The organism is Streptomyces sp. NPDC048295 (genome assembly GCF_040652135.1).
In the GTDB taxonomy this organism is placed as follows: domain Bacteria; phylum Actinomycetota; class Actinomycetes; order Streptomycetales; family Streptomycetaceae; genus Streptomyces.
Genome location: NZ_JBEZLL010000003.1, coordinates 134,437 through 161,232 on the forward strand (window position 1 = coordinate 134,437; position 26,796 = coordinate 161,232).

Annotated in this window: 28 protein-coding genes and 1 pseudogene; 12 read left to right on the plus strand and 17 right to left on the minus strand. The window is 71.7% G+C overall.

All coding sequences use genetic code 11. The annotated features are described in order from the left end of the window. Nucleotides 1–168: 168 nt before the first annotated feature. Together AB0D53_RS05135 and AB0D53_RS05140 are read right to left on the minus strand one after the other, a co-directional pair. On the minus strand, nt 169–1,008 hold the full coding sequence (locus AB0D53_RS05135) for an enoyl-CoA hydratase-related protein (RefSeq protein ID WP_362440318.1): 840 nt from the start codon (nt 1,006–1,008) through the stop codon (nt 169–171). Nucleotides 1,009–1,078: 70 nt separating this feature from the next. Then, entirely contained in the window at nt 1,079–3,310 is a 2,232-nt protein-coding gene (locus AB0D53_RS05140; protein ID WP_362440321.1) for an acetate--CoA ligase family protein, read from the minus strand. 240 nt (nt 3,311–3,550) lie between these two features. Here AB0D53_RS05140 and AB0D53_RS05145 point away from each other — a divergent pair, with 240 nt between their 5' ends. Next, a complete protein-coding gene (locus AB0D53_RS05145) occupies nt 3,551–4,933 on the plus strand; it encodes a hypothetical protein (protein ID WP_362440324.1) in 1,383 nt (460 codons plus the stop codon). 79 nt (nt 4,934–5,012) lie between these two features. On the opposite strand, the gene AB0D53_RS05150 is transcribed toward AB0D53_RS05145, so the two are convergent. From AB0D53_RS05150 to AB0D53_RS05165, 4 genes and pseudogenes are all read right to left on the minus strand, one after another. Beyond that, a complete protein-coding gene (locus AB0D53_RS05150) occupies nt 5,013–5,222 on the minus strand; it encodes a DUF397 domain-containing protein (protein ID WP_362440327.1) in 210 nt (69 codons plus the stop codon). Nucleotides 5,223–5,263: 41 nt separating this feature from the next. Further along, complete coding sequence (locus AB0D53_RS05155; protein ID WP_362440330.1) at nt 5,264–5,473, minus strand: DUF397 domain-containing protein; 210 nt, start codon at nt 5,471–5,473, stop codon at nt 5,264–5,266. A gap of 41 nt (nt 5,474–5,514) precedes the next feature. Continuing rightward, complete coding sequence (locus tag AB0D53_RS05160; protein WP_362440333.1) at nt 5,515–5,724, minus strand: DUF397 domain-containing protein; 210 nt, start codon at nt 5,722–5,724, stop codon at nt 5,515–5,517. Beyond that, nucleotides 5,721–6,598, minus strand: a pseudogene (locus AB0D53_RS05165) (helix-turn-helix transcriptional regulator). The gene AB0D53_RS05160 and the pseudogene AB0D53_RS05165 overlap by 4 nt, the downstream one beginning before the upstream one ends. A 163-nt stretch (nt 6,599–6,761) precedes the next feature. On the opposite strand from AB0D53_RS05165, the gene AB0D53_RS05170 reads away from it, so the two are divergent. Together AB0D53_RS05170 and AB0D53_RS05175 are read left to right on the plus strand one after the other, a co-directional pair. After that, nucleotides 6,762–7,199, plus strand: a complete 438-nt coding sequence (locus AB0D53_RS05170; protein ID WP_362440336.1) for an ATP-binding protein — start codon at nt 6,762–6,764, stop codon at nt 7,197–7,199. 298 nt (nt 7,200–7,497) lie between these two features. After that, nucleotides 7,498–8,499, plus strand: coding sequence for a helix-turn-helix domain-containing protein (locus tag AB0D53_RS05175; protein WP_362441004.1), 1,002 nt, complete (start codon nt 7,498–7,500; stop codon nt 8,497–8,499). A gap of 209 nt (nt 8,500–8,708) precedes the next feature. On the opposite strand, the gene AB0D53_RS05180 is transcribed toward AB0D53_RS05175, so the two are convergent. Both AB0D53_RS05180 and AB0D53_RS05185 read right to left on the minus strand, forming a co-directional pair. Further along, nucleotides 8,709–9,086 (minus strand): nuclear transport factor 2 family protein, encoded by a 378-nt coding sequence (locus tag AB0D53_RS05180; RefSeq protein WP_274346434.1) that lies wholly within the window; start codon nt 9,084–9,086, stop codon nt 8,709–8,711. 139 nt (nt 9,087–9,225) lie between these two features. After that, nucleotides 9,226–10,413 (minus strand): NAD(P)/FAD-dependent oxidoreductase, encoded by a 1,188-nt coding sequence (locus AB0D53_RS05185; RefSeq protein ID WP_362440339.1) that lies wholly within the window; start codon nt 10,411–10,413, stop codon nt 9,226–9,228. Nucleotides 10,414–10,625: 212 nt separating this feature from the next. Between AB0D53_RS05185 and AB0D53_RS05190 the strand changes: the two genes are divergently transcribed. Together AB0D53_RS05190 and AB0D53_RS05195 are read left to right on the plus strand one after the other, a co-directional pair. Continuing rightward, nucleotides 10,626–11,078 carry a DoxX family protein gene (locus AB0D53_RS05190; RefSeq protein WP_362440342.1) on the plus strand — a complete coding sequence of 151 codons (453 nt, stop codon included), beginning with the start codon at nt 10,626–10,628 and terminating at the stop codon, nt 11,076–11,078. Then, nucleotides 11,075–11,494, plus strand: coding sequence for a Zn-ribbon domain-containing OB-fold protein (locus tag AB0D53_RS05195; protein ID WP_362440345.1), 420 nt, complete (start codon nt 11,075–11,077; stop codon nt 11,492–11,494). Before AB0D53_RS05190 ends, AB0D53_RS05195 begins: the two co-directional genes overlap by 4 nt. Before the next feature lie 81 nt (nt 11,495–11,575). Here the strand turns inward: AB0D53_RS05195 and AB0D53_RS05200 are convergent, their stop codons facing one another. The 3 genes from AB0D53_RS05200 to htpX all read right to left on the minus strand — a co-directional run bounded on the left by AB0D53_RS05200 (nt 11,576) and on the right by htpX (nt 13,930). Continuing rightward, nucleotides 11,576–12,163, minus strand: coding sequence for a DUF1707 domain-containing protein (locus AB0D53_RS05200; RefSeq protein WP_362440348.1), 588 nt, complete (start codon nt 12,161–12,163; stop codon nt 11,576–11,578). A gap of 148 nt (nt 12,164–12,311) precedes the next feature. Beyond that, complete coding sequence (locus AB0D53_RS05205) at nt 12,312–12,896, minus strand: hypothetical protein (RefSeq protein WP_362440351.1); 585 nt, start codon at nt 12,894–12,896, stop codon at nt 12,312–12,314. Between the two features lie 92 nt (nt 12,897–12,988). Then, the gene (htpX, locus tag AB0D53_RS05210) at nt 12,989–13,930 is read right to left on the minus strand and encodes a zinc metalloprotease HtpX (RefSeq protein WP_362440354.1); all 942 of its coding nucleotides are present in this window, start codon (nt 13,928–13,930) and stop codon (nt 12,989–12,991) included. A gap of 214 nt (nt 13,931–14,144) precedes the next feature. Here htpX and AB0D53_RS05215 point away from each other — a divergent pair, with 214 nt between their 5' ends. After that, a complete protein-coding gene (locus AB0D53_RS05215) occupies nt 14,145–15,338 on the plus strand; it encodes a cytochrome P450 (RefSeq protein WP_362440357.1) in 1,194 nt (397 codons plus the stop codon). Nucleotides 15,339–15,381: 43 nt separating this feature from the next. Then, nucleotides 15,382–15,570: a ferredoxin gene (locus AB0D53_RS05220; protein WP_362440360.1), complete on the plus strand. Its 189-nt coding sequence runs from the start codon at nt 15,382–15,384 to the stop codon at nt 15,568–15,570. An 86-nt stretch (nt 15,571–15,656) separates the two neighbouring features. Here the strand turns inward: AB0D53_RS05220 and AB0D53_RS05225 are convergent, their stop codons facing one another. Together AB0D53_RS05225 and AB0D53_RS05230 are read right to left on the minus strand one after the other, a co-directional pair. Continuing rightward, on the minus strand, nt 15,657–16,322 hold the full coding sequence (locus AB0D53_RS05225; protein WP_362440363.1) for a pyridoxal 5'-phosphate synthase: 666 nt from the start codon (nt 16,320–16,322) through the stop codon (nt 15,657–15,659). Nucleotides 16,323–16,422: 100 nt separating this feature from the next. Further along, nucleotides 16,423–17,592 (minus strand): acetyl-CoA acetyltransferase, encoded by a 1,170-nt coding sequence (locus AB0D53_RS05230; RefSeq protein WP_362440366.1) that lies wholly within the window; start codon nt 17,590–17,592, stop codon nt 16,423–16,425. 162 nt (nt 17,593–17,754) lie between these two features. Between AB0D53_RS05230 and AB0D53_RS05235 the strand changes: the two genes are divergently transcribed. Together AB0D53_RS05235 and AB0D53_RS05240 are read left to right on the plus strand one after the other, a co-directional pair. After that, nucleotides 17,755–18,993, plus strand: a complete 1,239-nt coding sequence (locus tag AB0D53_RS05235; protein ID WP_362440369.1) for an acyl-CoA dehydrogenase family protein — start codon at nt 17,755–17,757, stop codon at nt 18,991–18,993. Beyond that, complete coding sequence (locus AB0D53_RS05240; protein WP_362440372.1) at nt 18,993–19,481, plus strand: nitroreductase family deazaflavin-dependent oxidoreductase; 489 nt, start codon at nt 18,993–18,995, stop codon at nt 19,479–19,481. The genes AB0D53_RS05235 and AB0D53_RS05240 overlap by 1 nt, the downstream gene beginning before the upstream one ends. A 204-nt stretch (nt 19,482–19,685) precedes the next feature. On the opposite strand, the gene AB0D53_RS05245 is transcribed toward AB0D53_RS05240, so the two are convergent. Next, the gene (locus AB0D53_RS05245; RefSeq protein WP_362440375.1) at nt 19,686–20,333 is read right to left on the minus strand and encodes a TetR family transcriptional regulator; all 648 of its coding nucleotides are present in this window, start codon (nt 20,331–20,333) and stop codon (nt 19,686–19,688) included. 334 nt (nt 20,334–20,667) lie between these two features. Between AB0D53_RS05245 and AB0D53_RS05250 the strand changes: the two genes are divergently transcribed. Together AB0D53_RS05250 and AB0D53_RS05255 are read left to right on the plus strand one after the other, a co-directional pair. Continuing rightward, entirely contained in the window at nt 20,668–21,543 is an 876-nt protein-coding gene (locus AB0D53_RS05250) for a VOC family protein (protein WP_362440378.1), read from the plus strand. Between the two features lie 160 nt (nt 21,544–21,703). Next, nucleotides 21,704–24,079 carry a PQQ-binding-like beta-propeller repeat protein gene (locus AB0D53_RS05255; protein WP_362440381.1) on the plus strand — a complete coding sequence of 792 codons (2,376 nt, stop codon included), beginning with the start codon at nt 21,704–21,706 and terminating at the stop codon, nt 24,077–24,079. 43 nt (nt 24,080–24,122) lie between these two features. Here the strand turns inward: AB0D53_RS05255 and AB0D53_RS05260 are convergent, their stop codons facing one another. Next, entirely contained in the window at nt 24,123–24,767 is a 645-nt protein-coding gene (locus AB0D53_RS05260; protein ID WP_362440384.1) for a hypothetical protein, read from the minus strand. 160 nt (nt 24,768–24,927) lie between these two features. Here AB0D53_RS05260 and AB0D53_RS05265 point away from each other — a divergent pair, with 160 nt between their 5' ends. After that, nucleotides 24,928–25,473, plus strand: a complete 546-nt coding sequence (locus AB0D53_RS05265; protein ID WP_362441007.1) for a hypothetical protein — start codon at nt 24,928–24,930, stop codon at nt 25,471–25,473. Nucleotides 25,474–25,571: 98 nt separating this feature from the next. Here the strand turns inward: AB0D53_RS05265 and AB0D53_RS05270 are convergent, their stop codons facing one another. Both AB0D53_RS05270 and AB0D53_RS05275 read right to left on the minus strand, forming a co-directional pair. Next, a complete protein-coding gene (locus AB0D53_RS05270; protein ID WP_362440387.1) occupies nt 25,572–26,345 on the minus strand; it encodes an enoyl-CoA hydratase/isomerase family protein in 774 nt (257 codons plus the stop codon). A gap of 5 nt (nt 26,346–26,350) precedes the next feature. Continuing rightward, complete coding sequence (locus AB0D53_RS05275; protein WP_362440390.1) at nt 26,351–26,791, minus strand: OB-fold domain-containing protein; 441 nt, start codon at nt 26,789–26,791, stop codon at nt 26,351–26,353. Nucleotides 26,792–26,796: the final 5 nt, after the last annotated feature.

The window sequence follows — 26,796 nt, forward strand, 5'->3', positions numbered from 1 at the left end:
TACTCTGAGTGGCCGGAGCGGCTGAGCGGGAGGGGCACCGCATGACCGGCGCGCCCGACCACAGCCAGGGCATCGATTCCGAACGCGCTCTGAAGTTCGCGGTGCAGCGGATCCGCGGAGACCGTGTCCAGATCATCGGAGTGACCGGCCCGATCCGGACGAAAGAGCCTAGATCCCCCGGTACTTGGGCGCCCGCCGTTCCACGAAGCTCGCCACGCCCTCGTTGGCGTCCTGCGTCGTCATGTTGATCTCCTGAGCCATGGCCTCGGCGGCGAAGGCCGTCGACCGGTCGGCGTCCATCGACGCGTTGACGAGCTGCTTGGTGAGGGCGATCGCGCGGGTCGGCCCCTCGGCCAGCCGCTGCGCCCAGGCCCGTGCCGTCTCCGTCAACTCCCCGTCCGGGACGACCCGGTTGACCAGCCCCAGGCGTTCCGCCTCCGTCGCCGGGAGCGAGTCGCCGAAGAACATCAGCTCCTTGGCGCGCTGCGGGCCGATCAGCCGAGGCAGCAGATACGCGCCGCCGCCGTCGGGCACGAGACCCCGGCGTACGAACACCTCGATGAACTTCGCCGATTCGGCGGCCAGCACCAGATCGCAGGCGAACGCCAGGTGGGCGCCGATGCCGGCCGCCGTGCCGTTGACGGCCGCGACGACGGGCTTCTCACAGTCCAGGACCGCGGCGATGAGCCGCTGCGCGCCGAGCCGGATCGTACGGGCCACGTCGCCCGGCACCCGCTCGCCGGTCGCCGGGGCACCGCGCAGGTCTGCGCCCGCGCAGAAACCGCGGCCGGTGGCGGTGAGGACGACGGCCCGGACCGCCGGGTCGGCGGAGGCCTCGGCGAGCAGGCCGATGACGCGTTCCCGCTGGTCCCAGGTGACGGCGTTCATCGCCTCGGGACGGTTGAGCGTGATCCAGCAGACGCCGTTGTCAGTGGCGTGGAGTACCAATGAGTGGAGCGGGTCGGCGGACTCGGCGGACTCGGTGATGTCTTCGGGGGAGGACGGCATGGGGCAGCTCCTGGTCAGGTGGGTCGGGCGGTGGCGCCGACGGCGGCGCGGCCGGCTGGGGAACGGCCGGTCAGCGACAGACGGCGAGCGCGTCCAGCGCCACCGCGCCCTGCCCCCGGCCCAGCACCATCAGCGGGTTGATGTCGAGTTCGGTGAGGTCGTCGCCCAGCTCCAGCGCCATCCGCTGCACCCGCAGCACGACCTCGACGAGCGCGTCCACATCCACCGGCGGGCCGCCGCGCACGCCCTCCAGCAGTGCCCGGCCGCGCAGTTCGCCCAGCATCGACCGCGCCTGGTCCTCGCCGAACGGCGGCACCCGTACCGCCGCGTCGTGCAGCACCTCGACCAGTACGCCACCGAGCCCGACCGTCACCGTCGGCCCGAACAGCGCGTCCTGAGTGACGCCGACGACCATCTCGACGCCCCGTTCGACCATCTGGCAGACCAGGATCCCGTCCAGCTCGACACCCTCGTACCGCGCGATGTCGGTCAGCTCGCGGTACGCGTCGCGCACCTGGCTCGCGGAGGTGAGCCCGACCTTGACCAGGCCCAGTTCGGTCTTGTGGGCGAGCCGGGCGCCCGAGGCCTTCATGACCACCGGGTAGCCGACCAGCCCCGCGGCCCGGACGGACGCCGCGGCGCTGGTCACCAACTGCTCGCGCGGTACACGGATTCCGTACGCCCGCAGCAGCTGCTTCGCCGCGTGCTCGCTCAGCTGGTGGCCCGGACGCATCAGCGCCTGCGCCTTGCGGAACGAGGGCGACGGCGTGCGGGGCGCCTCGTCGAAGGGGGAGCGGTAGGAGGCGGTGAACCGGTGGTGGTCCAAGTAGGCCTTCACGGCGGTGATGCAGTTGCCGAAGGTGCGGAAGGTGGCGACGCGGGACGAGCCGAGCAGCGTCGTGCGGTACGCCTCCTCCGTCCCCACGGGCGAGCCCCACACCACGCACACCAGCTTGTCCGTGGTCTCCGCCGCGTCCACCAGGTCCTGCGCGAGCTTGTCGCTCATCGGGGGGAAGGGGCCGGTGATCGGACAGATCAGCACCCCGACGTCGGGATCGGCGAGGATCGCGTCGATGATCTTCCGGCCGCGCCAGTCGCCGACCGGATGGCCGCCGTTGTCGACCGGGTTCGCCACGTTCAGATAGCCGGGGATCCACTCGTGCAGCTCGCGCTGCTTCGCCTCGGAGAGGCTGGGCAGGCTCAGTCCGGCCCCGGTCGCCAGGTCCGAGAAGTGCGCGCCCGTGCCGCCCGAGATCGAATACACGACGACCCCCTCGGCCTGCGGCTTCCGTGCCCGCGCCAGCAGGGCCGCGGTGTCCTGGAGTTCGTCGAGCCCGTCCACCCGGATCACCCCGAACTGCCGCATCGCCGCGTCCACCACCTGGTCGGCGCCGGTCAGCTTGCCGGTGTGTGACGCGGCCATCCTGGCCCCCGTCTCCGTACGTCCCACCTTGACCGCCACGACCGGTACCCCGGCCCGCGCCGCCCGGTCCGCGGCCAGCAGGAAGGAGCGCCCGTCCTTGAGCCCCTCCACATAACAGGCGATGGCCCCGACCTCGGGGCGCTGCGAGAAGTACGAGATGAAGTCGGCGGTCTCCAGATCCGCCTCGTTGCCCGTGGGCGCCCAGTGCGAGAGCCGCACCCCCAGCTCCTGAAGGGTGTAGACGGGGCGGCCCTGGTGGCCGGACTGGGTGATCAGTGCGATGGCCGGCCCGTCCAGATCGTCCCGGAACTCCTCGAAGGCGTTGAGGTTGGTGTTCGGCCCGAGCAGCCGCAGCCCGGACCGTTCCACCGCCGCGGCGAGCCGCGCCTGGGCGGCGGCGCCCTCCTCCCCGGTCTCGGCGAACCCGGAGGCGAAGGCGACCGCGAACCGCACCTTGGCCTGCGCGAGTTCCTCGATGACCGGGAGCGGATCGCCGACCAGCAGCACCGCCAGATCGACCTGCTCCGGCAGGTCCGCGACGGAAGGAGAACAGGCCCGCCCGAACACGGACTCCCGGGTGGGGTGCACGGGATACAGCCGCGCCCCGACCCGCTCGGCCCAGGCGATCAGCTGCCGGGTGATGCCGGTGTTGGGCCGTCCCTCGGTGTCGGACGCGCCGACGACGGCCACGGACCCGGGCCGGAAGAACCGGTCCAGGTCCGGTACGTCCGCGTGCAGCGGCCGGCCGCTGACGTCCAGGACGGACGCCGTGGCGGCGTCGACCGTCATGCTGTGGACGGCGGAGTGCGGCTCTTCGCCGCAGGCCACCACCCTGGCGCGGAAGTCGGTGGTGAGGGTGCCGTGAGTCGATCCAAGCATCGTTCCGCCCACTCCTGCTCTAGGTCCGTCGGGTGATCGTGCCCGTGCCAGCCAAAAGCTGACGCTCTGTCAGGTTACTGAACTGACGGCGCGTCAGGAATGGGCGTGCAGGCAAAGCCTGAGAGAGGGGGCGTGTCCGCGACCGGAGCCGTACAACCTCGGGGTGATCTTGAACGTCCAACGTACGGGCCGGACACACCGGCCGTCGTTCGTCATCCACGGCTCACACCTGGGGAAAACATGAGACCTGTCGGACCCGTCAGACCCGTCTCCGCCGGGCGCACCGTACGCCTCGGCGTCCGTGCCGCCGCGGCTGCCGCGGCCGCCGGACTGCTGACCGCCGGACTCGCGGCTCCCGCGTTCGCGCAGGAGCAGACCGATCAGCTCTGGATACAGGCGCCCGGCGAGCAGAAGCTCCAGCTCGGCGGCGACACGTCGGAGGGCAGGCCGCTCGACATCGGGCTCTACCACGACAACGACAACTTCACCGTCACCGACGGCCGGCTCTCGGTCGACATCTCCGGTGTCGCCGGCGTGGCCGACGTGACCTGGCCCGACAACTGCGCACCGACCGGGACCACGGCCCTGTGCACCGTTCCCGACGTGCCCGTCATCGGCGACGCCTACAGCCCGCAGGTCCACCTCACGCTCCGCGCCGCCGACGGCGCCGCGGTCGGAGCCCAGGGCCGGATCACCTACGCCGCCGTCGCCACCGGCGGCCACGAGGGCACCCTGGAGGCCCCGCAGGACTCCTTCGACACCACGGTCAAGGTCGGCTCGGGCCCCGATCTGTCCCTCGGGGAGATCGCCCCGGCGAAGGGCCTCCAGCCCGGCGACGTCCGGACCGTCCCCTTCGCGGTGACCAACAAGGGCGGCGAGCGGTCCGAGGGCCTCACGGCCACCTTCACCGCTTCGTACGGGCTCGACTTCCTCACCAAGTACGCCGAGTGCACGTACACGACGCTCGGCGGCGACTACGCCCCGATGTCCCAGGCCACCTGCTCCTTCGACCAGGTCATCGAGCCGGGCGACTCCTTCGCCCTGCCGACGCCGCTGCGGGTCGCCCTCGCCGCGCACGCGTACGCCGAGCGGCTGGACATCAGCATCGAGCCCGGCAACGGAGCCACCGACCTCTCGGACGAGGACAACTACACCATCGCCGCCTTCACCGCGGTGAACACGGCGGACTTCGAGGCGCGGGGCGCCCAGGTCGCGGGCGGCGCCGGGGAGACCGTCACCGCCGAACTCGGCTTCCGCAACAACGGCCCGGCCTGGATCGGCAACCTCGGCTCCGGCGACCCGGTCGCGGCCGTCAACTTCACCGTCCCCGAGGGTGCCACCGTCACCTCCGTTCCCGCCGACTGCGAGCCGCGCACCCTGAGCGGCGGCTACTACCCGCAGCGCAACGGCGCCCCGCGCTACAGCTGTGAGATGCCGTACTGGGCCCTGCCGGACACGACGCGCTCCCTCCCGTTCAAGCTGCGCATCGACCGGGTGGTCCCGGACGCGACCGGCCGGGTCATGCTCACCACCGGCGGCTCCAGCCCCGCGACCTTCCCGTTCGACCCGCAGCCGGCCAACAACACGACCCAGCTCGTGCTGAACGCCACGCCTGCGGTCTGACCGACGTCCCCGAAGCATGAGTACGGGGCGCGGCCGGTCCTCCCGGCCGCGCCCCGCGCGGGGCAAGCATTGATGCCCGTCAGCTCGTGGTCGTGTAGTTCACGAAGTCCGTCCATGCCGTGGGGGTGACGGCGAGCCGGGGGCCCGGGGTGTTCTTGGAGTCGCGGACGTGGACTGCCCCTGGAGTGGTCGCCACTTCGACGCAGTCGTTTCCGTCGCCGCTGCTGCTGTAGGTGCTCTTGAACCACTTCAGCTTGGTAGCGTCCCGGGGGGAGGGGGCGTGGATCATGTCTCTCCCAACAGTTGCGTTGCGGGTGCGGACTGTGTCGGTCAGTTCGTGGTCGCGTAGTTCACGAAGTCCGTCCATGCCGTGGGGGTGACGGCGAGCTGGGGACCCGGGGTGTTCTTCGAGTCGCGGACGTGGACCGTGCCCGGGGTGGTCGCGACCTCGACACAATCACTGGGGTTACTGCTGTCGCTGTAGGTGCTCTTGAACCACTCCAGCTCGGAAGTGTCCCGGGGGGAGGGGGCGTGGATCATGTCTCTCCCAGCACTTGCGTTGTGGGTGCGGACTGTGTCGGTCAGTTCGTGGTCGCGTAGTTCACGAAGTCCGTCCATGCCGTGGGGGTGACGGCGAGCTGGGGACCCGGGGTGTTCTTGGAGTCGCGGACGTGGACTGCCCCTGGAGTGGTGGCCACTTCGACGCAGGAGTCGCCTTCGCTACTGCTGCTGTAGCTGCTTTTGAACCACTGCAGTTCGGAAGCGTCCCGGGTGGAGGAGGTGCGGATCATGTCTCTCCCAGCACTTGCACGATGAAGGCCAGCGACTCTCGCGGCGAGAGAGCCTGAGCCCGGATCATCCCATAGCGCAGTTCGAGGATCCTGAGCTGTTTCGGATCGGAGACCGGGCGGCCGTTGAAGGCTCCATCCGAGCGTCCCACTGCCGTGCCGTCCTCGAACTTCAATACCTCGACCGCGCCACCCATCCCTGCGTGGTCCTCGCGGTTGGTGGGCATGACCTGGATTTCAACATGCCGCAACTGACTTACGTGCAGCAGACGTTCAAGCTGCTGCCGCAGCACCGCCGTGCCTCCAATGGGGCGCCTCAGCGTCACTTCTTCCTGGACGAAGCTGAGCGCAGGCGCAGGGGCTCTCTCAAAGACGGACTGCCTGGCGATGCGTGCGGCCAGTACCGTCTCCACCTCGTCCTCCGAGTACGAGGGCCTCCTCATCTCGAACAAGGCGCGCGCGTACTCGGGCGTCTGCAGAAGCCCGTGGATGTTGTGGTTGCTGTACAACCCAATCTCAGCCGCCCGCTTCTCCAGCTTGGCCAACTCGCGAACCTTCTTCGGGTACCGGACCTCCGCCACGTCCTGCTTCATCGCGGCGAGCTTCCCGCCCGCGCCCAGTACCCCGTCCGCTCTGTCCAGAACTCCGGCCGGGGGATGCGGCGGCCGCCCTCCACCTTGTAGACCAGGTCCTCCCCGTACCCGATCGCCGTGCCGAACTCGCAGGCCCGCAGGCCGGCCGACTCCCGCCACGCCTTGATCTGGCGGCCCACCGTGGCGAGGACGGCCAGGCCCGACTCGTCATCGGGGTCGACATCCCAGCCGGACTCGTCCGCTCCGCCGTCGGTGTGTTCCGTACCTGCCGCATCCACGCTCATCCGTGCCCCATCTCTGCTGTGCGTGCCGTTCTTCCCCGACCCCCTCTGTCCCCGGCCCGTCACCCCGGACAGCCAGGACAGCACTGGACAAGCCCGGGACAGTTACCGTACGCAAGGGCTTTGTCACTGTTCACGGTATGCAGACCCGATCACGCTGAGTGATGTGAATCGAGAAATCACTCCACCTCAACTCGCCGCCCCCACCCGCGCGTTCACCGTGCTGCTCTCGCCCACGCGTCGGGGTGCCCATCTCGCCCGGCTGCTGGCCACGGCGCATCTGGGGGACTGGGGAATCGCCTGCGAATCGGCCGCGCACATCGTTGCCGAACTGGCCGCGAATGCCACGTTCCACGGCCGAGTGGTGGGCCGGGACTTCCGGTTGGGCCTCGCGGTGCACGGTGACGCGCTGCTGCGGATCGAGGTGAGCGACGCCCGGGGCGAGCGCCTCCCGCCCGGCCCCGGCGCTACCGCCGTTCCCGCCGAGGACGCCGAGCACGGGCGCGGTCTGCTCATCGTCGAGGCTCTCGCGGACCGTTGGGGCGTCGTCCCCGGCCCGTTCCCGCGCAAGACGGTCTGGGCCGAACTCGACCTCGTACGGTGACCGGCCGCACCGGATCGCGGCAGCCGCGACCCGGTGGACCGCGACCCGGTGGACCGCGACGTGGGAGACCGCGACGCGGTCGTGCGCGACGTCAAAGATCCAAGAACCGGGGAGAAAACCTTCCCAACCCCACCCCACCCCGCCCGTCACTCACACGGGTGAGCTTCCTCAACTCGACTGGAAGTGTCGCCGGTTGGCTGGCATATGCTCGCCCCACTACCCCAGACGCGCGACGGCCCTCGCCAGGACGGCAATCCTGAACGAGGGCCTGACCAACGAGGAAGAAGAGACCTTCCTGATGGATACCCCGCAGATTAGCGCGCCCCGGCGCGCCCCGTCATCCGGTGTCGTACACCGCAACACCCGGCACACCAGCCGTTTCACGGTCGTGGGCAATCACCTCACCCAGCACGGCGAGCTGTCCCTCACCGCGATCGGGCTCGCCGCCCACATCCAGTCGCTGCCCGCCGGGGCGCGGATCGGCATCAAGTTCCTCGCCGCCCGTTTCCCGGAGAGCGAGGCCCGGATCGCCGTCGCGCTGCGCGAGCTGGAGGCCCATGGCTATCTGAAGCGCACCAGGGAACGCCTGCCCAGCGGACGGGTCGTCACCCGTACGGTCTCCTGCAACCAGCCCGTCAGCGATGCGTGCCCCGCCGCAGCACCGAAGCCGCACCCCCGGCCGGTACATCCGACCCCCGAGCCTCCGCCTCCGCCTCCGCCTCCGCCCCCGCTCCCGGCTTCGACTTCGGTTTCCGTCCCCGCCGCTCCGTCCGCCGTACCTTCCGTCCCCGTCCCCGCCGCTCCGTCCGCCGTACCTTCCGCCCCCGCGCCCGCCCCCACCGCTCCGTCCCCCGCGCCCCGGCCGGAAGCCGGCGAGTCCGCCACCGTGCCGCCGCGCCCTCCGCTTCCCCGCCCGCAGGCCCACGATCTCGACCGCCACCGTGCGGCCGCCGGTCTCCTCGCGGACCTGCGCCGCCATGAACCCCGGCTGCTGCTGGGCGAGGACGACATCCGCCGACTGGCCCCCGCCGTCGCCGCCTGGCTCGAACGTGACGCCCATCCCGATGCCGTACGCCGCACCCTCGTCGCGGACCTGCCCGAACCGCTGACTCGCCCGGCGGGCCTCCTCGCCCACCGCCTCACCACGCTCCTGCCACCGCCCCTGCCCACCGCTCCGGCTCAGGAGGCCGCGCCGCGCCGCGACCCCCTCCAGAACTGCGACGGCTGCGACCGGGCCTTCCGCGCCCCCGAGCCGGGCCACTGCCGCGAGTGCCGAAGCGACCTGAAGAAGGCCGCCTAGTGCTCTGACCGGGAAGGTTCGCGGCCCAAGGCAAGGAACGCACCCTCACCCGCACTCGCAGCGAAAAGGGCATCCGCCGGGGCGGACGCCCCCTCAGCACCGCAGCCTGACCGACCGCGAACAGCAGCCCCCGAACGCCGACGGGGCAAGTTCAGGAGAAGGACAGCGACAGAAGGACAGCGACAGAAGGACAGCGACAGAAGGATGACTCAGGAGGCGGACGGCTCGATCTCCCCCGCGAAGACGATGACCTGGTCGATGAGGCTCCGTCGCAGATGGACGACATCCGTTCCCGCCAGGCGGGGGCCTCCATCAGGCGTGGTGAAGACCCACTGGTACCGGGCCCACTCGTCAGGCATGTCCACCGCTGAGCAGCGCACCATCGTGCCGGTCCCCGCCGGGTGGCGCCGGATGTCCAGCACGAACTGCTCGACCGCCGCGATTCCTTCGCTGCGGCCCAACGGTCCCCAGAAGACCACGTCCGAGGTCAGGGCCTGGGAGAGCAGGGCAGTCACATAGCTGTCGTCCGAGGCGTTGAACGCGGAGATGAACGTGTCGATCGCGGAACGTGCGGTCTCTTCCTGCATGTCCCAGTAATACCAGCCGTTTCGCGTGCACTCGCCCCACTGGCCGCCTTCCGGTCACGTTGAACCATCCCGGTCGCAGTCCGCACCGGCATGAGCGTGACGCCGATGCGGGTGACAGAAGCCCCCGCCCCACGCGGCCTCAGCCCCGGCGCGCCACCCGCTTCGCGATCTTCCGGGCGTCCAGGGCCAGTTCGCGCAGCATCCCGCTGATCGGGTTGGTGAAGCCGGTGAAGTACAGGCCGGGGGCCTGCTTGGGGGTGCGGGCGCCGTGGACCACCGGCCGGCCCCGGGCGTCCAGTACGTCCAGGTGGCCGACCAGGCCCTCCAGGCCCCGCCGGTAGCCGGTCGCCGCGATCACCGCGTCCGGGGTGATCCGTTCGCCGTCGGCCAGCACCACCGCGTCCCCGTCGAACGACTCGACGGCCGCCACGGGCACCACCCGGCCGCGCTTCACCGCGTCGATCAGCCCCACGTCCTGCACCGGGATGGCGCCGTCCTTGACCCGTGAGTACAGGCCCGTGTCCGGGCGCGGCAGGCCCTGTTCGGCGAGGTCGGGCACGGCGACCCTGGCCATCAGGCCCGCGGCCCGGTCGACCAGCCTCACCGGCAGCCTGCGCACCAGGACGGCGGTCGACTGGGCGGGCCAGCCCGCGGTCGAGCGGCGCACGATGTGCGGCACGGTGCGCACGGCGATCCGTACCCGGGACGCCCCGCCCTCGACCAGGTCGACGGCGATCTCCGCGCCCGTGTTGCCGATGCCGACGACCAGGACGTCCTTGCCCGCGTACGGGGCGGGGTTGCGGTACTCGGAGGCGTGGACCAGATCGCCGGTGAAGGAGTCGCGGCCGGACCAGTCGGGGACGCGCGGGGTGTGGTTGAAGCCGGTGGCGACGACGACGGCCCGGCCGGTCAGCACCCGGCCGCCGGTCGCGGTCAGCTGCCAGCTCCTGCCGTCCGGGGCGCGGTCGATCCGGGACACCTCGACTCCGGTCACCACCTCCAGCTCATGGTGCTCGGCGTACTTGTCCAGATAGCGCACCACATCGTCCCTGGACACCCAGCGTCCGAACCGGCGCGGCATCGCGAGCCCCGGCAGCGCCGACCGGCGCCGGGTGGTGTGGAGGTGCAGCCGGTCGTAGTGGCGGCGCCAGGACGCCCCCACGTTGCCGGACTTCTCCAGTACGACCGCCCGTACGCCCTGTTCGCGCAAGGCCGCGGCGGCGGCGAGGCCGCCCGGACCGCCGCCGATGACGTACACGGGCCGGTCCTCGGTCAGGTCGGTCTGGGCCGATATGGAGCTACCGGCGGTAAGTGCGCTGTCGGGCATGGTTCGGAGCGTAATCGCGCACCCGGTTGATGGGTCTCGGTCAAGACCGGAATCGATTGCGAATTGATCACGCGTGTAAGTCTTTTGCCGAATGGCGGCCACCTTCTGCTCACTTCCTGGGTACTCCTTGCGCGCCTCTTGCGCGAGTCGCTCACCATCGGGTGAACTGACGTACCGTCAGATTCAGTGAACGGGAGGCCATGGGAGGCCCCATGCAGACGATCTGGCTCGGTGGAGCCGAGTGGCTCGCCGTTCTCCGGATAGGCCTCGGCCTGTGGTGGCTGGAGAGCTGGCGGCACAAGGACAAGAAGGGCTGGTTCGAGCGCGGTACGGGCATCGCCTGGGCCGCGGACGTCGCGGGCAAGCACCGTTGGGCGGCCGTACGCACCGGCTTCCGGCAGATCGTCGCCCCGCGCCCCAAGGCCATGGCCTACCTCGTCGTGTACGCCGAACTCGCCCTGGGACTCGGCCTGGTCACCGGCTTCCTCACCCCCGTCGCACTGGTCGCGGGGCTCCTCCTCAACCTTCTCTATCTGGTGCTGATGATCCACGACTGGGCCGAGCAGGGGCAGAACGCGATGATGGCGCTCATCTCGCTCGTCGCGCTGTTCGCGATGTCCTGGCAGACCTGGTCCCTCGACGAGGCGATCGGACTCTTCCTGTGACCGCGGCCGCCGTACGTTTCGACCTCCCCGAGCCCGATGCCTTCAGCCGCCCGTACTGGGACGCCGCCGCCCGGGGGCAGTTGCTGCTGCGCCGCTGCCGCGCCTGCGGGCGCGCGCACCACTACCCGCGCGAGTTCTGCCCGCACTGCTGGAGCGAGGACGTCGCCTGGGAGCCGGCGAGCGGGGACGCCACGCTCTACACCTGGTCCGTCGTCCACCGCAACGACCTGCCGCCGTTCGGCGCCCGCGTCCCGTACGTCGCCGCCGTGGTCGACCTGGCCGAGGGGCCGCGGATGATGACGGAGATCGTGGGGTGCGAGGAGTCCGCTCTCGCCATCGGCATGGCGCTGCGGGTGGACTTCCGGCAGGAGGAGGGGGCGGAGGCCGTCGCGGTCTTCCACCCCGGGGACTGCTGAGGGCGTGTGGTCCAGGGGCGGCTCACCCGGCGGACGGCGCCGACGGTCTCGTCCGCCGCCCCGAGCAGGCCCCGGCCCGGTTCAGGATTCGATGGCGCGCAGCTTGCGCCGTTCGCGGAAGTTCGGGTGGCGTACGACCACACCGCCCATGCCGCAGGAGCCCGTCAGCCTCAGGAGCGGGGCGCCGGGGGTCCGTGCGTCGGTGGTCTTGTCCTTCAGGCCGCCGAGTCCCAGGTCCAGGTTGTCGCTGTGCACGGTCCAGCCCTCCGGGATCACTATCTTCACCCCGGCGATCTCGCCGCGCACTTCCAGGGCGATCTCGCGCAGCCGGCACTCGGCGCGGGTGAAGTCGATCCGGACGCCGCCGATGCCGCCCTGGGCGCGTATCGCCGGGGGGACCTTCCAGACGCCCGAGCGCGTCACGCCGTGTATGCCGCCCTTGAGGACCAGCGGCTCACCGATGGCCACCTCGATGGGGACCAGGTCCTCGGTGAGGGGTGCCAGTTCGGCGTACGTCTTGGCCGAGAGCGCCTGCCCGAGCCGGGTGTCCAGCTCGTCCATGTCGATACGGCCCTCGGCGGCCGCCTCGCGCAGTTGCTCGACCACCGCCTCGCGATCGGCATCCGAAGCGCGCATGCGGGCGGCGGAACGGGCGGGCTCGGCAGTCATGGAAGCGATGATACGGGCGGGGGAGCCCCGGATCCCAGTGGTGGAGCCCCCTGGCGGTCCAGGTGGCCGGGTGGGGGGAACCAGGTATCCGGCGACCGTGCGGCCGGGCCGCTCGGTCGGGACGAAAGACCCCGGAGCGCCACTGCCGTCACAGCCCCGGCGCACCCCACACCGGGAACCACCGGGCCAGGTCCTTCTCCATCCGCAGGTCGTCCCCGAGTACCGCCCTGACCTGCAACTCCAGCTGGTTGTCCCGCCTCTCGCCGCCGCCGGGCAGCGGGGCGAAGGGGTAGAAGGTGCCGCGCTTGTAGAGGTAGACCAGGGCCAGCGGGCGGTTCCGCTCGTCCCGGAAGCCGACCAGTGAGCAGAGCAGGTGCGGGCCGAACCCGCCCTCCTGGAGCATCGTGTTGACCGCGTGCAGGTCGTTGACCAGGGTGGCGGTGTCGTCGGCCGGACGGCGGGAGAGCAGCCAGGTGTAGCCGTACGTGTCCTGGCTGAACTCCACCGGGAGGCCGCCGCGGCCGCTGTCGGCGTCGAGCAGATCGCGTACGTCCTGCTCCAGGCGGGCGAAGGCGCCGCCCTCGACGCCCGCGAAACAGACCGAGCCGAGACCGGTCGGTGTGAAGCCCGCGCCCGCCTGGAGGGTGAGGGCGGCGGACGGTACGGCGAAGAGCTGGTCGAGGTCGGGGCGGACCGGCTTGCTGCGGCCGAGGATGGTGTCGAGAAGACCCATGGAGTGTTCCTTGCGGACGGGGGACGGCGTTCCTCAGGGCGCCGCTTCGGCGTCGCTCAGGGCCTCGTCCCCGGGGTCGCTTCGGGCGTTGCTCACGGACGGGCGAGGTCGGCGGAGATGCGGGCCAGCTGGTCCAGGCGCTTTTCGAGGGTCGGGTGCGAGGAGAGCAGCCGGCTCAGGCTCTCCTTGGAGGAGAACGCGGGGACGAAGTAGAAGGCGTTGTACGGCTCCGCCTTGCGCAGGTCCTCGGTCGGGATGCGGGCCATCTGGCCGGTGACCTTGGTCAGGGCGGAGGCGAGCGCGGAGGGGCGGCCGGTGAGCAGGGCGGCGGTGCGGTCGGCGGAGAGCTCGCGGTAGCGGGAGAGCAGCCGGGTCAGCAGGAAGCTCAGCGCGTACACGACCGCGCTGATCAGCGGGATCAGCATGATCGCGATGCCGATCGGGTCGTTGCTGCGGCTGTTGCGGGAGAGCCCGCCCCACAGGGCGACCCGGGTGATGATGCCGGCGAGCACCCCGAGGAACGAGGCGATCGTCATGACGGCGACATCGCGGTGCGCCACATGCGACATCTCGTGCGCGAGCACACCCTCCAGCTCCGGGGGCTCCAGCCTGCGCAGAAGCCCGGTGGTGGCGCAGACCAGGGCGGTCTTCTCGCTGCGGCCGGTCGCGAAGGCGTTCGGCACGTCGCTCTGTGCGATGGCCACGCGTGGCTTCTGCATATCGGCAAGAGCGCAGATCCGGTCGACCGCGCCGTGCAGTTCCGGCGCCTCCTCCGGGGTGACCTCACGGGCCCCCATGCTGAACGCCGCGATGCGGTCGCTGAACCAGAACTGCGCGATGAACATGCCGCCCACGAAGATCAGAACGATCGGCCAGGCGCCGCGCAGCACGGCGAGCAGTACGCCGACCAGGACCACGTACAACAGGCCGATCAGAAACATGGTGCCGACCATGCGCGTGGTCAGCCCGCTGTCCGCGGCGTAACGGGAACGGGGACGCGTACCGGCGCGGGTGCGAGAAAGGGTTCGGCTCATTTTCGCCTCCAGTCACCCTGATGCCTTCCATCTTGCCCCTTTCGCAAGGAACGCGGAGGCAATCGGGTGGCTCGAAATGCCCGCTCGGTCCGGCGGGCGGAAAATGGATCTCCCCGAGGACATTTGGCCGAACATCACCTAGACCCATTAGATGCCCGAGGCATCTAGTGGGCGGAGATCGGTAGGACTCCCCCATCTCTTTGCGAGGTCCGCCATGGCAGACGCCGAGACCGTCTCCTTTCCGCAGAACCGCACCTGTCCCTACCACCCGCCGACGGGATATCGCGAGCACCGGGGGCAGCAGCCCGTGTCTCCCGCCAGGCTCTTCGACGGCCGCACGGTGTGGCTGGTGACCGGGCACGCCGAGGCGCGTTCGCTCCTGGTGGACCAGCGGCTGTCGTCCGACCGGGAGAACCCCGCGTTCCCGTTCATCGCCGAGCGGGTGGCTTCGAGCAGCCTGCGCCGCGTCGAACTGATCGGCGTCGACGACCCGGAGCACAACGTCCAGCGCCGGATGCTGATCCCGAGCTTCACGGTCAGGCGGACGGCCGCGCTGCGGCCGCAGATCCGGAAGACCGTGGACCGGCTGCTCGACGCGATGGCGGAGCAGGGCCCGCCGGCCGACCTGGTCGACGCCTTCGCCCTGCCCGTACCGTCCATGGTCATCTGCGCCCTGCTCGGGGTGCCCTACGAGGACCACGAGTTCTTCGAGGCGCAGTCGCGCAAGCTGCTCCGCGGTCCGGCGGCCGCGGACATCGAGGCGGCGCGGGACGAGCTCGACAACTACTTCGCGGCGCTGATCGAGCAGAAGCGGGCCGCCCCCGGCGAGGGGCTGCTCGACGAGCTCATCGTCAAGCAGCTGGAGACGGGCGGGGTGGACCACGAGGAGCTGGTGCGGCTGGCCCAGATCCTGCTCGTCGCCGGGCACGAGACGACCGCGAACATGATCTCGCTCGGTACGTTGACGCTGCTCCAGCATCCCGGTCAGCTGGCCCGGATGCGCGAGTCCGAGGAACTGATGGGTTCGGCGGTCGAGGAACTGCTCCGCTTCCTGTCCATCGCCGACGGAATTTCCCGGGTGGCCGTCGAGGACATCGAGGTGGGCGGGGTGACCATCCGTGCGGGGGACGGTGTCATCCTGAGCACGTCGGTGATCAACCGGGACGAGTCCGTCTATCCGTCCCCGGATGAATTGGACCTCGGCCGGAACGCGCGCAATCACGTCGCTTTCGGCTTCGGAGTCCATCAGTGCCTGGGCCAGAATCTGGCAAGGGCCGAGCTGGAGATCGCGCTGCCCGCGCTTTTCGACCGCCTTCCCGGTCTGCGGCTCGCGGTACCCGCCGAAGAAATCCCGTTCAAGCCCGGCGACACCATCCAGGGGCTGCTCGAACTGCCCGTGACCTGGTGATCGGAAAATGGTGATCGGAATGCGACCGGAAGGTTCTGCCGGAATGCGGATCAGTATCGACAAGGACCGGTGTATCGGTGCGGGCCAGTGCGCGCTCACCGCCCCGAAGGTGTTCACCCAGGACGACGACGGGTTCAGCGAGCTGCTGCCCGGTTACGAAGAGTCCCTGGACGGCGCCACGGTCAAGGAGGCCGCCCGGGTCTGCCCGGTGCAGGCGATCACCCTCGGCTGACGTGCCGCCGGGCCGTGCCCGTACGGCGGGTTCCGTGCGGGCACGGGCATGGGCGGGCACGGGGCGGCCGGGGCGGGCCTTCGGCCCTACGGCCAGAGCAGTTCCCGGGTCCAGGCAGCGTCCTGCCTGCGGTAGCGCAGCCGTACGTGCCGGCGCGACGCGTCGCCCTGGAAGAACTCGACCTCCCGCGCCCCGACCACGTACCGGGTCCAGCTCGCCACCTCCGCGTCCGGTTCGGACCGTGCCCGCTCCCAGGCGGCGTCGGCGGTGCGGGTCAGCTCCTCCAGCGAGCCCAGCACCTCGCTCTGCGAGCCGGTCAGCGCCGAGGCCAGCGCACCGGTCGAGCGGGCGTGCAGATCGGCCAGGCTCTCGTCGGGTGCGCACGCGGTGACCGGCCCCCGCACCCGCACCTGCCGGCCCTGCGCCGGCCAGTAGAAGCCGAGCGCCGCGTACGGCCGGGCAGCGAGCTGGCGGCCCTTCGCGCTGGTGCGGTGGGTGGCGAAGTGCCAGCCGCGCTCGTCCGCGTCGTGCAGCATCAGCGTCCGCACATCGGGGTGCCCCTCGTCGTCCGTCGTGGCCAGCGACATCGTGTGCGGCTCCACCTGCCCGGCGGCCACCGCCTCGGCGAACCAGCGGTGGAAGAGGGCGAGCGGGGCGGGCGGTGCGGCGGCCGGATCGAAGCCGGGAAGTTCCACGTCCCAGACACGCTGGGCATGGAGCAGGTCCAGGAAGCTCTGATGTGCGTCGGTCATGCCCCCATTGCAGCGCATGGCCCGATGCGGGGCGGGTCCCGCCCGGGTGCCGAACCGGGGAGCGGACGCGTGGCGCATCGCCCGACGCGGCGGCCCGCCCTCACCCCCGCCCCAGCACCACCGTCCCCGACGAGCAGAACCAGCCGCCCGTCCCCGACGCCACCGCCAGTTCCGGGAGCCGGCCGCCCGCCTTGCGCACCTGGCGTTCACCCGCCTCGCCGCGCAGCTGGCGCACCGCCTCCACCAGCAGGAACAGCCCGCGCATCCCGGGATGGCAGGCGGACAGGCCGCCGCCGTCGGTGTTCACCGGCAGCTCGCCGGTGAGCCCGGTCCGGCCCTTCTCCACGAACGCGCCGCCCTCGCCCTTGGCGCAGAAACCCAGGTCCTCCAGCGTCACCAGCGTCATGTAGGTGAACGCGTCGTAGAGCTCGGCGAGATCGATGTCCGCGGGCCGCACCCCGGCCCGCTCGAACGCCAGACGGCCCGAGACCGCCGCCGGGGAGACGGTGAAGTCGTCCCACTCGGACATGGTGGAGTGCGAGACGTGCTCGCCCGTGCCGAGGATCCACACCGGTGCCTTCGCCGTGTCCGGTACGTACTCCTCGGCGGCCAGCAGCACCGCGCAGCCGCCGTCGCTGCGGATGCAGCAGTGCAGTTTGGTGAACGGGTCCGCGATCATCGGCCCCGACAGCACCTCGTCCACCGTGACCGGGTCCCGGAACATCGCGTCAGGGTTGGCCGCCGCGTTGGCCCGTGCCTGGACCGCGACCTCGGCGAGCTGCTCCAGGGTCGTCCCGTACTCGTGCATGTGACGGCGGGCGGCCATCGCGTACTTGGCGATCAGCGAGTGCCCGTACGGCACCTCGAACTGGAGCGGGCCGCGCGCCCCGAAGGAGAGGTTGGAGGTCCGGCGGCCCGCCTTGATGTCCGCGCGCGCCGTCGAGCCGTACACCAGCAGTACGGCATTGGCGTGACCCGCCGCGATGGCGTCCGCCGCATGGGCCGCCATCACCTCCCAGGTCGAGCCGCCGACCGCGGTGGAGTCCACCCAGGCCGGCTTCAGGCCCAGGTACTCGGCGACCTCGACCGGGGCGAGCGTGCCCAGCCCGGCGGAGGCGAAACCGTCGACGACGGACCGGTCCAGCCCCGAGTCGGCCAGCGCCCGGCGGGCGGCCTGGGCGTGCAGGGCGTACGGCGTGGCCGTCTCGACGCGCCCGCAGTCGGCGAGGGATATGCCGACGACAGCGACCTTGCGGTGGGAAGAAGGCATGAATCTGACGGTACATCAGATCGGGTTGCGGGGGCACCGCCCGGTGCGGTGGGGATCTTCCGCCCCTCCCGTGCGCGACTCTGGGCATCTCGGGGATTCGGCCCTAGCATGACGCACCGTCAGATCAGGGGTTCCGGGCCCCTGAGGGGAAGGAGTCCGTCGATGGATGCCGCCTTCACCGCGGAACAGGACGAGATCCGCCGCACCTTGCGCGAACTGCTGGCCGCGCACTGCACACCCGACGACGTCAGGAACGCCGTGCGCACCGCCGACGGGTACGACGCGGAGCTGTGGCGGCGCCTGGCCCAGGACCTCGGGCTGCCGGGCCTCGCTCTCCCGCAGGAGTACGGAGGCGTCGGCCGCGGCCTCACCGAGCTCGCCGTCGCCTGCGAGGAGACCGGCCGCGCCCTGCTGCCCTCGCCCCTGATCGCCACCGCCGCGCTCGCCGCGCCCCTGATCTCCGCACTCGGCACCGACGCCCAGCGCACCGCCCTGCTGCCGCGCATCGCGGCCGGTGAGCTGACCGCGACCCTCGCCGTCCCCGGCGGCTCGCTCGTCACCGCCCTCGGCCTCACCGGCGACCCCGCCGACGGCACCTGGGCGGGCGGCGGCCGGGCGGGTGGCATGCAGGCCAGGCCGGTCGCCGGTGCACGGGGCTGGCGGCTGTACGGGGAGGCCGCCCAGGTCCTCGACGGGCACAGCGCCGGGCTCCTCCTGGTCGCGGCCCACACCGGAGGCTTCCCGCGCAGCCGTACGCTCCTCTTCCTGGTCCGCCCGGACACGGCGGCCGGAGTCGTCCGCACCCGCCTCACCTCGCTCGACGAGACCCGCACGGCGGCCCGGATCGAACTCCGCGACACCGAGGCCGAACTCCTCGGCGCGGACGACGCCGTGGACATCACCGGCGCCCTGGCCTCGGCCGGTCACCCGGCTGCCGCGCTGCTCGCCGCCCAGGCGGTGGGGGCGGCGGCGAGCGCGCTGGAGCGGACGGTCGAATACGTCGGGGCGCGCGAGCAGTTCGGCCGGGCGATCGGCTCCTTCCAGGCCGTGAAGCACCGCCTGGCGGACCTGTACGTACAGGTGCGGGCGGCCCGCTCGGCGGCGTACTACGCGGCCGGGGACCCGGCCGATGCCGGGGGGATCGCCCTCGCCCAGGCCCTGGAGGTGCTCCGGACCACCACCGCCGAGGCCGTCCAGCTGCACGGCGGGCTCGGCTTCACCTGGGAGCACGAGGCGCATCTGTACTTCAAGCGGGCCGCGGCCGACGAACTGCTCTTCGGCCCCGTCCACCGGCTCCGCGACCACGCGGCGCAGCGGGCCGGGCTGTTCGAGGGACCGGCGACGCAGCCGGCTGCTTCGGGGCCCACTGCTCCGGGGCCGGCCGGAAGGGTGGCGGTCTGATGGCGCCCGGCGTCCGGCTGATCCAGAAGGTCTCCTCCACCCGCGCGTTCGCGAGGATCGCCCCGCATGTCGTCCCTGTCATGGACCGTACGGTGCACCGGCTCACGCGGGGCAAGGTGCTGCTCAGCTCCCGGATGCTGCCGGGGCTGATCCTGACGGTGCCGGGGGCGAGGAGCGGTCAGCTCAGAACCACTCCGCTGGCCTGCATGCCCGAGGTCGGGGCGGAGCAGAGCTGGATCCTGGTCGGCAGCAACTTCGGCCGTACGGGGCACCCGGCCTGGACCGCGAATCTGCTGGCCGGTCCCGACAAGGCGGTCGTCAACTGGCAGGGCCGGGACATTCCGGTGCACGCCACGCTGCTGGAGGGTGCCGAGCGGGACGAGGTGTGGCGGGCGGCGCTGAAGTTCTGGCCGCCTTACGCGACTTACCAGGAGCGGATCGACCGGGAGATCCGGCTCTTCAGGCTGCGCCGGCGCGGCGGTTCCTGAGCGGGGCGGCTCCCCGTCGGTCTCCGGGCGGGGCGGCTTCCCGGCGGTTCCTGAGCGGGGTGACGCCTGGACGCGGCGGAGCCCGAAACGGTCCGGGTGCACCGACGGCGGACCACATGCGTGGCCCGCCGTCGGTGAGACAGGACCTGGGGCGCCCGGGACGGCCGCGATACCCCGGTGGGGGCGGGGCCGTCGGCGCCGGTGCTACCTCGTCGGCTTCCTGCCGGTGATGCCCAGATGCACCAACAGGGCGAGGTTCGGCTTGAGTTCGGCCTGCTTCACGCCCCAGGTCGTAAAGCCCTTCTGGTGCGAGGCCACGGCGGCCAGCATCGCGACCAGCGAGCCCGCCATCGCCGCGGCGCTGACGTCCTTGTCGACCTTGCCCTTGGCCTGGAGTTCCTTGACCGAATCGGTGAGGGAGTTGGTGACCGAGTTCAGGATCTTCATACGGATCTTGTAGAACCGCTTGTCGCCCTCGGCCGCACCGAGGTCGACCACGCGCAGGATCGCGTCGTGGTGCCGCCAGAAGTCGAGGAATCCCTCGACCAGTTCTTCGGCTGTCTGCCAGCCGGCCTTGCCGACCCAGGAGCGGCCGGCGACCAGTTCGGTCAACCCGGCTCCCTCCTTGGCCATTTCCTCGGCGATCTCGAGGACGGCGCCCTCGACATCGGGGAAGTACTGGTAGAAGGTCGCGGGTGAAGTCCCCGCCTTCCGGGCGACGTCGATGACTTTGACGTCCCGGTACGGTGAGGAGCTGAGCATCTCGCTGAGGCAGTCGAGCAGCTTCTGCCGCGTCGCCTGTCCGCGTCGACCGGCCACGCGGCCGTCGACGGTGCGCACTTGTCCTGTCATGCCGTCAGCTTACCGAGGGGTGATCGGAGCGCGATTCGGCCGACTGCAAATGGGGATCACCGTAGACACGGTGGGGGGAGTGGCCGGATTTCGACGTATGCGCACCCGGACTGAACCACAGAGCGATAAGTCTTATCAACAGCCTGTGGATAACTTCGGTGGATAACTTTCCGTGATGCCGTGAGCATCGAAGTCTTCCGTCGAGGTTTATCGAAAATCAGTTCGATGATGACGGGTCGGGGCGCGACGAGCGCGACCCGCGGTTACGTTTGCTGTGACGAGCGTCACTGCCATGAATCGCGAGCGACGCGTGATCACGGAAGGACCCGGGCCCATGGCCGCATTCGCACGATCCGCGCCGTGCTGGGTGGATGTGCAGCTTCCCGACCTGGAAGCGGGCAAGCGCTTCTACGGCGAGCTGTTCGGCTGGACCTTCCGGGCCGGCGAGGGGCCGTACGCGGACGCCTACAGCGGCGGGAAGCTCGTCGCCGCGCTCGCCGCCAAGCAGGACGGCCGGATGCCCACCGCCTGGGGGATCTACTTCGCCACCGACGACATCGTCGCGTCCGTCGCCCGGATCAGGGAGGCGGGCGGTCAGGTGATCACCGAGCCGGTCCGGGCCGGCCGGGCCGGAGCCCTCGCCCAGGCGGCCGACCCCGGCGGAGCGGTCTTCGGGCTCTGGCAGGCCGGTGACCGCGAGGGTTTCCAGAAGCAGAACGAACCCGGCTCCTTCTGCTGGACCGAGGTCTACACCCGCCAGAAGGACCAGGTGGATGCCTTCTACGAGGAGGTCTTCGGCTTCCAGGGCACCGACCTCGCCTCGGACACCGACCTCGCCTCGGGCACCGACCTCGCCTCGGACACCGGACCCGGCGAATCCGGTGCGGCACCCGGCGAATCCGGTGCGGCCGGGCCCGCCCCCGCCTTCCGGATGTGGTCCCCGGCGGGCACCGAGCCCGGACCGGACACCGCGGTCGGCGGCCGCAGCGTCATCACCGACGCCTTCCCGGCGGAGCTGCCCAGCTACTTCCTCAGCTACTTCGCCGTGGAGGACTGCAACAGCGCGGCCGGGCACGCCGTACGCCTCGGCGGCCGGATCTCCGCGCCGCCCTTCGACATCCCGTACGGGCGGATGGCGGTCCTCCAGGACGATCAGGGCGCCGTCTTCGCCGTACTTCAGCCCCCTGTGTCCGGGATCGGGGCAGAGTGAGCTGTGACACCCCGATCCGCCCCCGGGTTCGCAACCGGGGCCTCAGCCAGGAAGAATCGGGGTGCGCACCGCCGGGTGGTGCCCAGTGGTGAGACGCCGTACAGGGCGGGTTTTCGCGGGCTTCTGTTCCTGAGGCCCGTACGGGGAGGTGGCAGGGCAAGTGGTGGAGCAGCTGACGCAGCACGACCCGAGGCGGATCGGCCCGTTCGAGGTGCTGGGACGGCTCGGGGCCGGCGGCATGGGGCTGGTCTATCTCGCCCGCTCGGCTTCGGGCCGGCGCGTGGCGATCAAGACGGTCCGTACGGAGCTCGCCGAGGACCAGCTGTTCCGGGTCCGCTTCACGCGCGAGGTGGAGGCCGCTCGCGCCGTCAGCGGCTTCTACACGGCCGCGGTGGTGGACGCCGACCCGCGCGCCGCCGTGCCGTGGCTGGCCACCGCCTATGTGCCGGCGCCCTCGCTGGAAGAGATAGTGAGTGAGTGCGGGCCCATGCCGGCCCAGGCGGTGCGCTGGCTGGCCGCCGGTATCGCGGAGGCCCTGCAGTCGATCCACGGAGCGGGGCTCGTCCACCGCGACATGAAGCCGTCGAACGTGCTCGTGGTCGAGGACGGCCCCCGGGTGATCGACTTCGGGATCGCGTCCGGCGTCTCCAACACCCGGCTGACCATGACGAACGTCGCCGTGGGCACGCCCGCCTACATGTCGCCCGAACAGGCCAGGGACTCGCGCAGCGTCACCGGGGCCAGCGACATCTTCTCGCTCGGCTCCACCCTCGTCTTCGCCGCCACCGGCCATGCTCCCTTCCACGGCGCCAACCCCGTCGAGACGGTCTTCATGCTGCTGCGCGAGGGCCCCGACCTGGAGGGCCTGCCCGGCGAACTGCGGCCGCTGATCGAGTCCTGCATGCAGATGGACGCCGGGCTGCGGCCCACCCCCGCCGACCTCCAGGCCCAGCTCGCCCCGCACCTCTTCGCCTCCGGCGGCGACGACAGCGGTACGGCCTCCGCGTGGCTGCCGACCTCCGCCACCGCGATGATCGAGCAGCGCCGCGGCGGCCGGAAGACCGCCGCGCCCGCCCCGGTGCCGCCACCGCCCCCGCAGCCGCCGGCCCCCGAGCGGGACGCCGCCTGGCGCAGCGGCGGAGACCTGCGCTCCCCGGCCGCCGGCCCGCAGCCCGGCCCGGCTTCCGCGCCCGACGCGGGCGGTCCGGTGCGGCTGCCCGGTGCGAAGGTGCCGATCGGCCCCGGCCCGCGCGCCCAGGACGTACGGGCCGCCGCCACGTCCACCGCGGACGCCGGCCCCGCGACGGGCTGGGTGCGCCCGCCCGCCGGGGTGAACGGTTTCGTCCCGGCCGCCCCCGTGCCCGGACCCGCGCAACCGTCGGAGCCCCCGCCCGGCCCGGACCGCTGGCGGCCCTGGCGGTTCCGGATGTCCAACGACGTCTGGGGCACCCCCGTCGTCGCCGGGGACCTCCTCTACGTCACGTCGTTCGAGGTGCACGCCCTGGACGTCGGCAACGGGCGCCGCCAGTTCAAGACCCGGGACGTGGCCTGGGTGATGGCCGTCGAGGGCGGCCGCATCCACGCCTCCGACGGACCGTCCCTGTACGCCCTGGACGCGGCGACCGGCGCCGAGCGGTGGCGGCTCCAGACGGATGCCTGGGTCTACTCCCTCAAGGCCGACCGCGGCACCGTCGTCACCGGCACCCGGGGCGGCGGCGTCCAGGCCTGGGAGGCCTCCACGGGCGAGAAGCTGTGGGAGAGCGGCGGTGTGCAGACGGACTTCGAGACGGCGGAGGCCGGACCCGTGGTCCACGACGGCACGGTCTACCTCTGGCAGGACGCCCGGCTGCGGGCCGTCGACGCCCGTACCGGCATCGAGCGCTGGTCGTACCCCATCGGTGACGCGGCCTCCTGCGGCGGTGTGCCGGTGCGGGTGACCGCGGCCCCGGACGGCTTCGTCTACGTCAGCGCCGGGGCCCGGGTCCTGGCCGTGGACAACATGTCCGGGCATGCGCGCTGGCACTTCGAGTCGCCCGCCGTCTTCCTCTCCCCGCCCGCGTTCGCGCCCGGCCCCGCCGTCACCGGAGGCGGTGTGTACCTCGCCGACTACCTCGGCACGGTGTACGCGATCGACGCCTCGACCGGCAAGGACCGCTGGCGCATCGCCACGGAGGCCCGCCAGTCGATCGAACCGGTCCTGGTGACGGCCGGGAACGTCCATGTCGGCAGCGGCAGCGCGCTGTACACGCTCGACGCGGTCACCGGCACCCCGAAGTGGCGGTTCGCGGCGGGCGGCGAGGTGGTGGGCGCCCCGGTGGTCGCCGACGGCCGGGTCCACTTCGGTTCCGCCGACCACGTCCTGTACACCCTGGACGCGGCGGGCGGCCAGCTCCGCTGGAAGCTGGCGACGGGCGGCGAGATCACGGGGTCGCCGGTGGCGCAGGGCGGTGTCGTGTACGCGTGCAGCAAGGACCGCTGCGTGTACGCGCTGGACGCGCTGAAGGGCACGGGTACGGGCGGCCGGGCCAGGGCGTAGACCGCGGCGGGCCGTCCGCCGCGAAGCCGGGGTGCGACGGGCCTCAGAGGCGCGGGCGCCCGTCCTCGTCCGGGCCCGCGCCGGGGCCCGGGTCCGGGCTGTTGTCCTGGCCCGAGGGGCGGTGGGCCGCCGGGTCCGGCCCCGTGTACGGCTCCGGTTCGGGCTCCGGCAGCGTGCTCGTCTGCACGGACGGCCCCGGCTCCTGCGTCGGCGGCCAGGTGTCCGGGTTCTCCGAGCCGGGCGCCGCGTACGGCTGGGTGCGCGTCCTGCGAGCGGGCCGCCGCCCGGACATCACCGCCGCACCCACCAGCAGCAGCACCCCGCCCGCCGCCGCCTCGGCCACTCCCCACCGCAGCCCGGAACCGTCGCCCGCGACGGCCAGACTGCCCAGCGCCTGCCCCTGGCGCACCATCCACAGCACGGTGAAGCCGAGCACCACCACACCCGCGGCCGCCACCAGCAGCCGCGACCGCAGCACCACACCGACCACCGTCAGCAGGGCGGCGAAGAGGAACGCGAGCAGGATCGAGCCCAGCGGACCGGGCCGGCCCGGTCCGATGCCGGTGAACAGCTCCTCGATCCGGTAATGACGCCCGAGGCGACCGTCGTACCAGTCACGGAAGGGGCTCAGCACGGCGGCCGCCGCTCCGGCGAGAGCGAGCACCGAGCCCAGGACGTTGCGGATCATCATCGGCCTCCTGCGCGTGCGCGGACCGGCGTCACAGCTCTGCACCGCTCTCGGCCTCGACGCTACGCCGGGGCCCTGGCCCTCGCCACCTTGGGCTACCGTGACGCACGGTCGTTCGACAACTGCAGAAATGGACAACAACACAAGGGGGGCTGCATCGATGATGCGGCAGCACATAAAGCTTTCCGCGGTACTGGTCGTGGTGGTACTCGCCCTCACCGGCTTCTCCACCTCCAGCCACGGCGGCCGCAGCGGCAAGAGCAAGAGCCACGGGTCGGGCAGCAGCGGCGGTGGCTGCTCCAACTCCAAGAAGAGCAACGGCAGCTACCACAGCAGCGACTACGACGACGATGACTACGACTCGTCGAGCAGCTCCTCCGGCGGTACGGACTACGCGACGGCGACCCCGAGCGCCACGGCCTCCGACGCGCCCCGGGCGTACGTCTTCCGCTGCGCCCAGCCCCGCAAGGGCAAGCGCAAGGCCGTCACCACCTCCGCCGTCAGGCTCACCGCCAACACCTCCGGCTCGCACACGTACACGGTCGAGGTGGCCTTCCTCGACGCGCGCGGCAAGACCGTCGACACGGGTTACGACACCGTGGACGCCGAGGGCGGTCAGACCGTGACCCTCTCCGTGGCGATGGACAGCCCGCGCAAGGTCTCCCAGGTGAAGAAGTGCCGGGTCGAAGCCGAAATGAGCTACTGACCCACTGACCTACTGACCTGCCGGCCCGTCGGCCGGCCCGTCGGCCGGCCCGTCGGCCGGCCCGTCGGCCGGCCCCTCGGCGGTCCGTCAGCCGTCCGTCAGCGTGTCCGGAAGTCGCCCGCGCCCCGCCCCCGGAACAGTTCGGCCTGCCGCTCCGGCGGCAGATTGCCGAGTGCGATGAGGTGCGGGGCGTGGGCCATGGCCTGCGTCCTGGCCGCCTCCCGTGCGGACCACACCGCCCGCACCGTCCCCTGCACCGCCCGAGTCGGGTACGAGGCGATCACACCCGCCGCCCGCAGCGCCGCGTCCACCGCGCCGCCGGGCGCCGTCACCTCGCTGACCAGCCCGGTCTCGTACGCACGACGGGCCGAGACCCGCTCGGCGGTCCCCATCAGCGACATCCGGGCCACCTCGCCGAACGGCATCCGCTGCGCCATGGAGATCGCCTCGTACGCGCTGACCATGCCGTACGTCGTGTGCGGGTCGAAGAACGTCGCCTCCTCGGACGCGATCACGAACTCCGCCTCGCCCAGCAGATAGAACGCCCCGCCGCAGGCCATCCCCTCCACGGCCGCGATCACCGGTTTCCACAGGTCGTTCGCCTTCGGCCCGATCGTGAGCAGCGGATCGTCGACCGTGTACGGGGACGAGGGCTGCGGCACGTCCACGTCCCGGTCGATCCCCGTGCAGAAGGCCCGGCCGCCCGCACCGGTGAGGACCACCGCCCGCACCTCGTCGTCGAAGCGGAACGCCCGCCAGACGGCCGCCAGTTCGGCGGCCGTGGCCAGGTCGATCGCGTTGAGCCTGGCGGGCCGGTCGAGGGTGACGAGCGCGACCCCGGTCTCCTTGTCCGTCTCCGTGCGCAGCGCCATCGCCCTCACCGCTCCAGCTGCCAGCGCACCAGGGTCACCCCGGGACCGGCCGGGCAGAACACCGCCCGCACCGGCGCGCCTATCCGCAGCCGCCCCGGATCGACCGAGTCCAGCGGGGCGTCCGGACCGCTCACCACATTCCCCACCAGCCGGATCCGCGGCGCGTCCGCCAGCTCGACCACGACGGCGTTGTACGGGGCCTGTGCGGCGTACGCGGGCAGCAGCGGCGGATGCGGCAGCACATAGGACCAGATGCGGCCGCGTCCGCTCATCGGCCGCCACTCGCTCTCGAAGGACTGGCAGTGCGGGCAGCACGGCCGGGGCGGGAAGCGGAGCCGTCCGCACTCCTGGGCGGCGCACGCCTGGACGCGGAGTTCGCCGCGGGCCGCGTACTCCCAGAAGGGGGCGCCGTCCTCGTCCACGACGGGCAGCAGCAGTCCATCCATGCCGG

Coding starts and splice junctions, on each gene's coding strand:
- AB0D53_RS05135 (WP_362440318.1), bottom strand. CDS start 1,008: ATGCCGTCCTCCCCCGAAGACATCACCGAGTCCGCCGAGTCCGCCGAC.
- AB0D53_RS05140 (WP_362440321.1), bottom strand. CDS start 3,310: ATGCTTGGATCGACTCACGGCACCCTCACCACCGACTTCCGCGCCAGG.
- AB0D53_RS05145 (WP_362440324.1), top strand. CDS start 3,551: ATGAGACCTGTCGGACCCGTCAGACCCGTCTCCGCCGGGCGCACCGTA.
- AB0D53_RS05150 (WP_362440327.1), bottom strand. CDS start 5,222: ATGATCCACGCCCCCTCCCCCCGGGACGCTACCAAGCTGAAGTGGTTC.
- AB0D53_RS05155 (WP_362440330.1), bottom strand. CDS start 5,473: ATGATCCACGCCCCCTCCCCCCGGGACACTTCCGAGCTGGAGTGGTTC.
- AB0D53_RS05160 (WP_362440333.1), bottom strand. CDS start 5,724: ATGATCCGCACCTCCTCCACCCGGGACGCTTCCGAACTGCAGTGGTTC.
- AB0D53_RS05175 (WP_362441004.1), top strand. CDS start 7,498: ATGGATACCCCGCAGATTAGCGCGCCCCGGCGCGCCCCGTCATCCGGT.
- AB0D53_RS05180 (WP_274346434.1), bottom strand. CDS start 9,086: ATGCAGGAAGAGACCGCACGTTCCGCGATCGACACGTTCATCTCCGCG.
- AB0D53_RS05185 (WP_362440339.1), bottom strand. CDS start 10,413: ATGCCCGACAGCGCACTTACCGCCGGTAGCTCCATATCGGCCCAGACC.
- AB0D53_RS05190 (WP_362440342.1), top strand. CDS start 10,626: ATGCAGACGATCTGGCTCGGTGGAGCCGAGTGGCTCGCCGTTCTCCGG.
- AB0D53_RS05200 (WP_362440348.1), bottom strand. CDS start 12,163: ATGACTGCCGAGCCCGCCCGTTCCGCCGCCCGCATGCGCGCTTCGGAT.
- AB0D53_RS05205 (WP_362440351.1), bottom strand. CDS start 12,896: ATGGGTCTTCTCGACACCATCCTCGGCCGCAGCAAGCCGGTCCGCCCC.
- htpX (WP_362440354.1), bottom strand. CDS start 13,930: ATGAGCCGAACCCTTTCTCGCACCCGCGCCGGTACGCGTCCCCGTTCC.
- AB0D53_RS05215 (WP_362440357.1), top strand. CDS start 14,145: ATGGCAGACGCCGAGACCGTCTCCTTTCCGCAGAACCGCACCTGTCCC.
- AB0D53_RS05220 (WP_362440360.1), top strand. CDS start 15,382: ATGCGGATCAGTATCGACAAGGACCGGTGTATCGGTGCGGGCCAGTGC.
- AB0D53_RS05225 (WP_362440363.1), bottom strand. CDS start 16,322: ATGACCGACGCACATCAGAGCTTCCTGGACCTGCTCCATGCCCAGCGT.
- AB0D53_RS05230 (WP_362440366.1), bottom strand. CDS start 17,592: ATGCCTTCTTCCCACCGCAAGGTCGCTGTCGTCGGCATATCCCTCGCC.
- AB0D53_RS05235 (WP_362440369.1), top strand. CDS start 17,755: ATGGATGCCGCCTTCACCGCGGAACAGGACGAGATCCGCCGCACCTTG.
- AB0D53_RS05240 (WP_362440372.1), top strand. CDS start 18,993: ATGGCGCCCGGCGTCCGGCTGATCCAGAAGGTCTCCTCCACCCGCGCG.
- AB0D53_RS05245 (WP_362440375.1), bottom strand. CDS start 20,333: ATGACAGGACAAGTGCGCACCGTCGACGGCCGCGTGGCCGGTCGACGC.
- AB0D53_RS05250 (WP_362440378.1), top strand. CDS start 20,668: ATGGCCGCATTCGCACGATCCGCGCCGTGCTGGGTGGATGTGCAGCTT.
- AB0D53_RS05260 (WP_362440384.1), bottom strand. CDS start 24,767: ATGATCCGCAACGTCCTGGGCTCGGTGCTCGCTCTCGCCGGAGCGGCG.
- AB0D53_RS05265 (WP_362441007.1), top strand. CDS start 24,928: ATGATGCGGCAGCACATAAAGCTTTCCGCGGTACTGGTCGTGGTGGTA.
- AB0D53_RS05270 (WP_362440387.1), bottom strand. CDS start 26,345: ATGGCGCTGCGCACGGAGACGGACAAGGAGACCGGGGTCGCGCTCGTC.
- AB0D53_RS05275 (WP_362440390.1), bottom strand. CDS start 26,791: ATGGATGGACTGCTGCTGCCCGTCGTGGACGAGGACGGCGCCCCCTTC.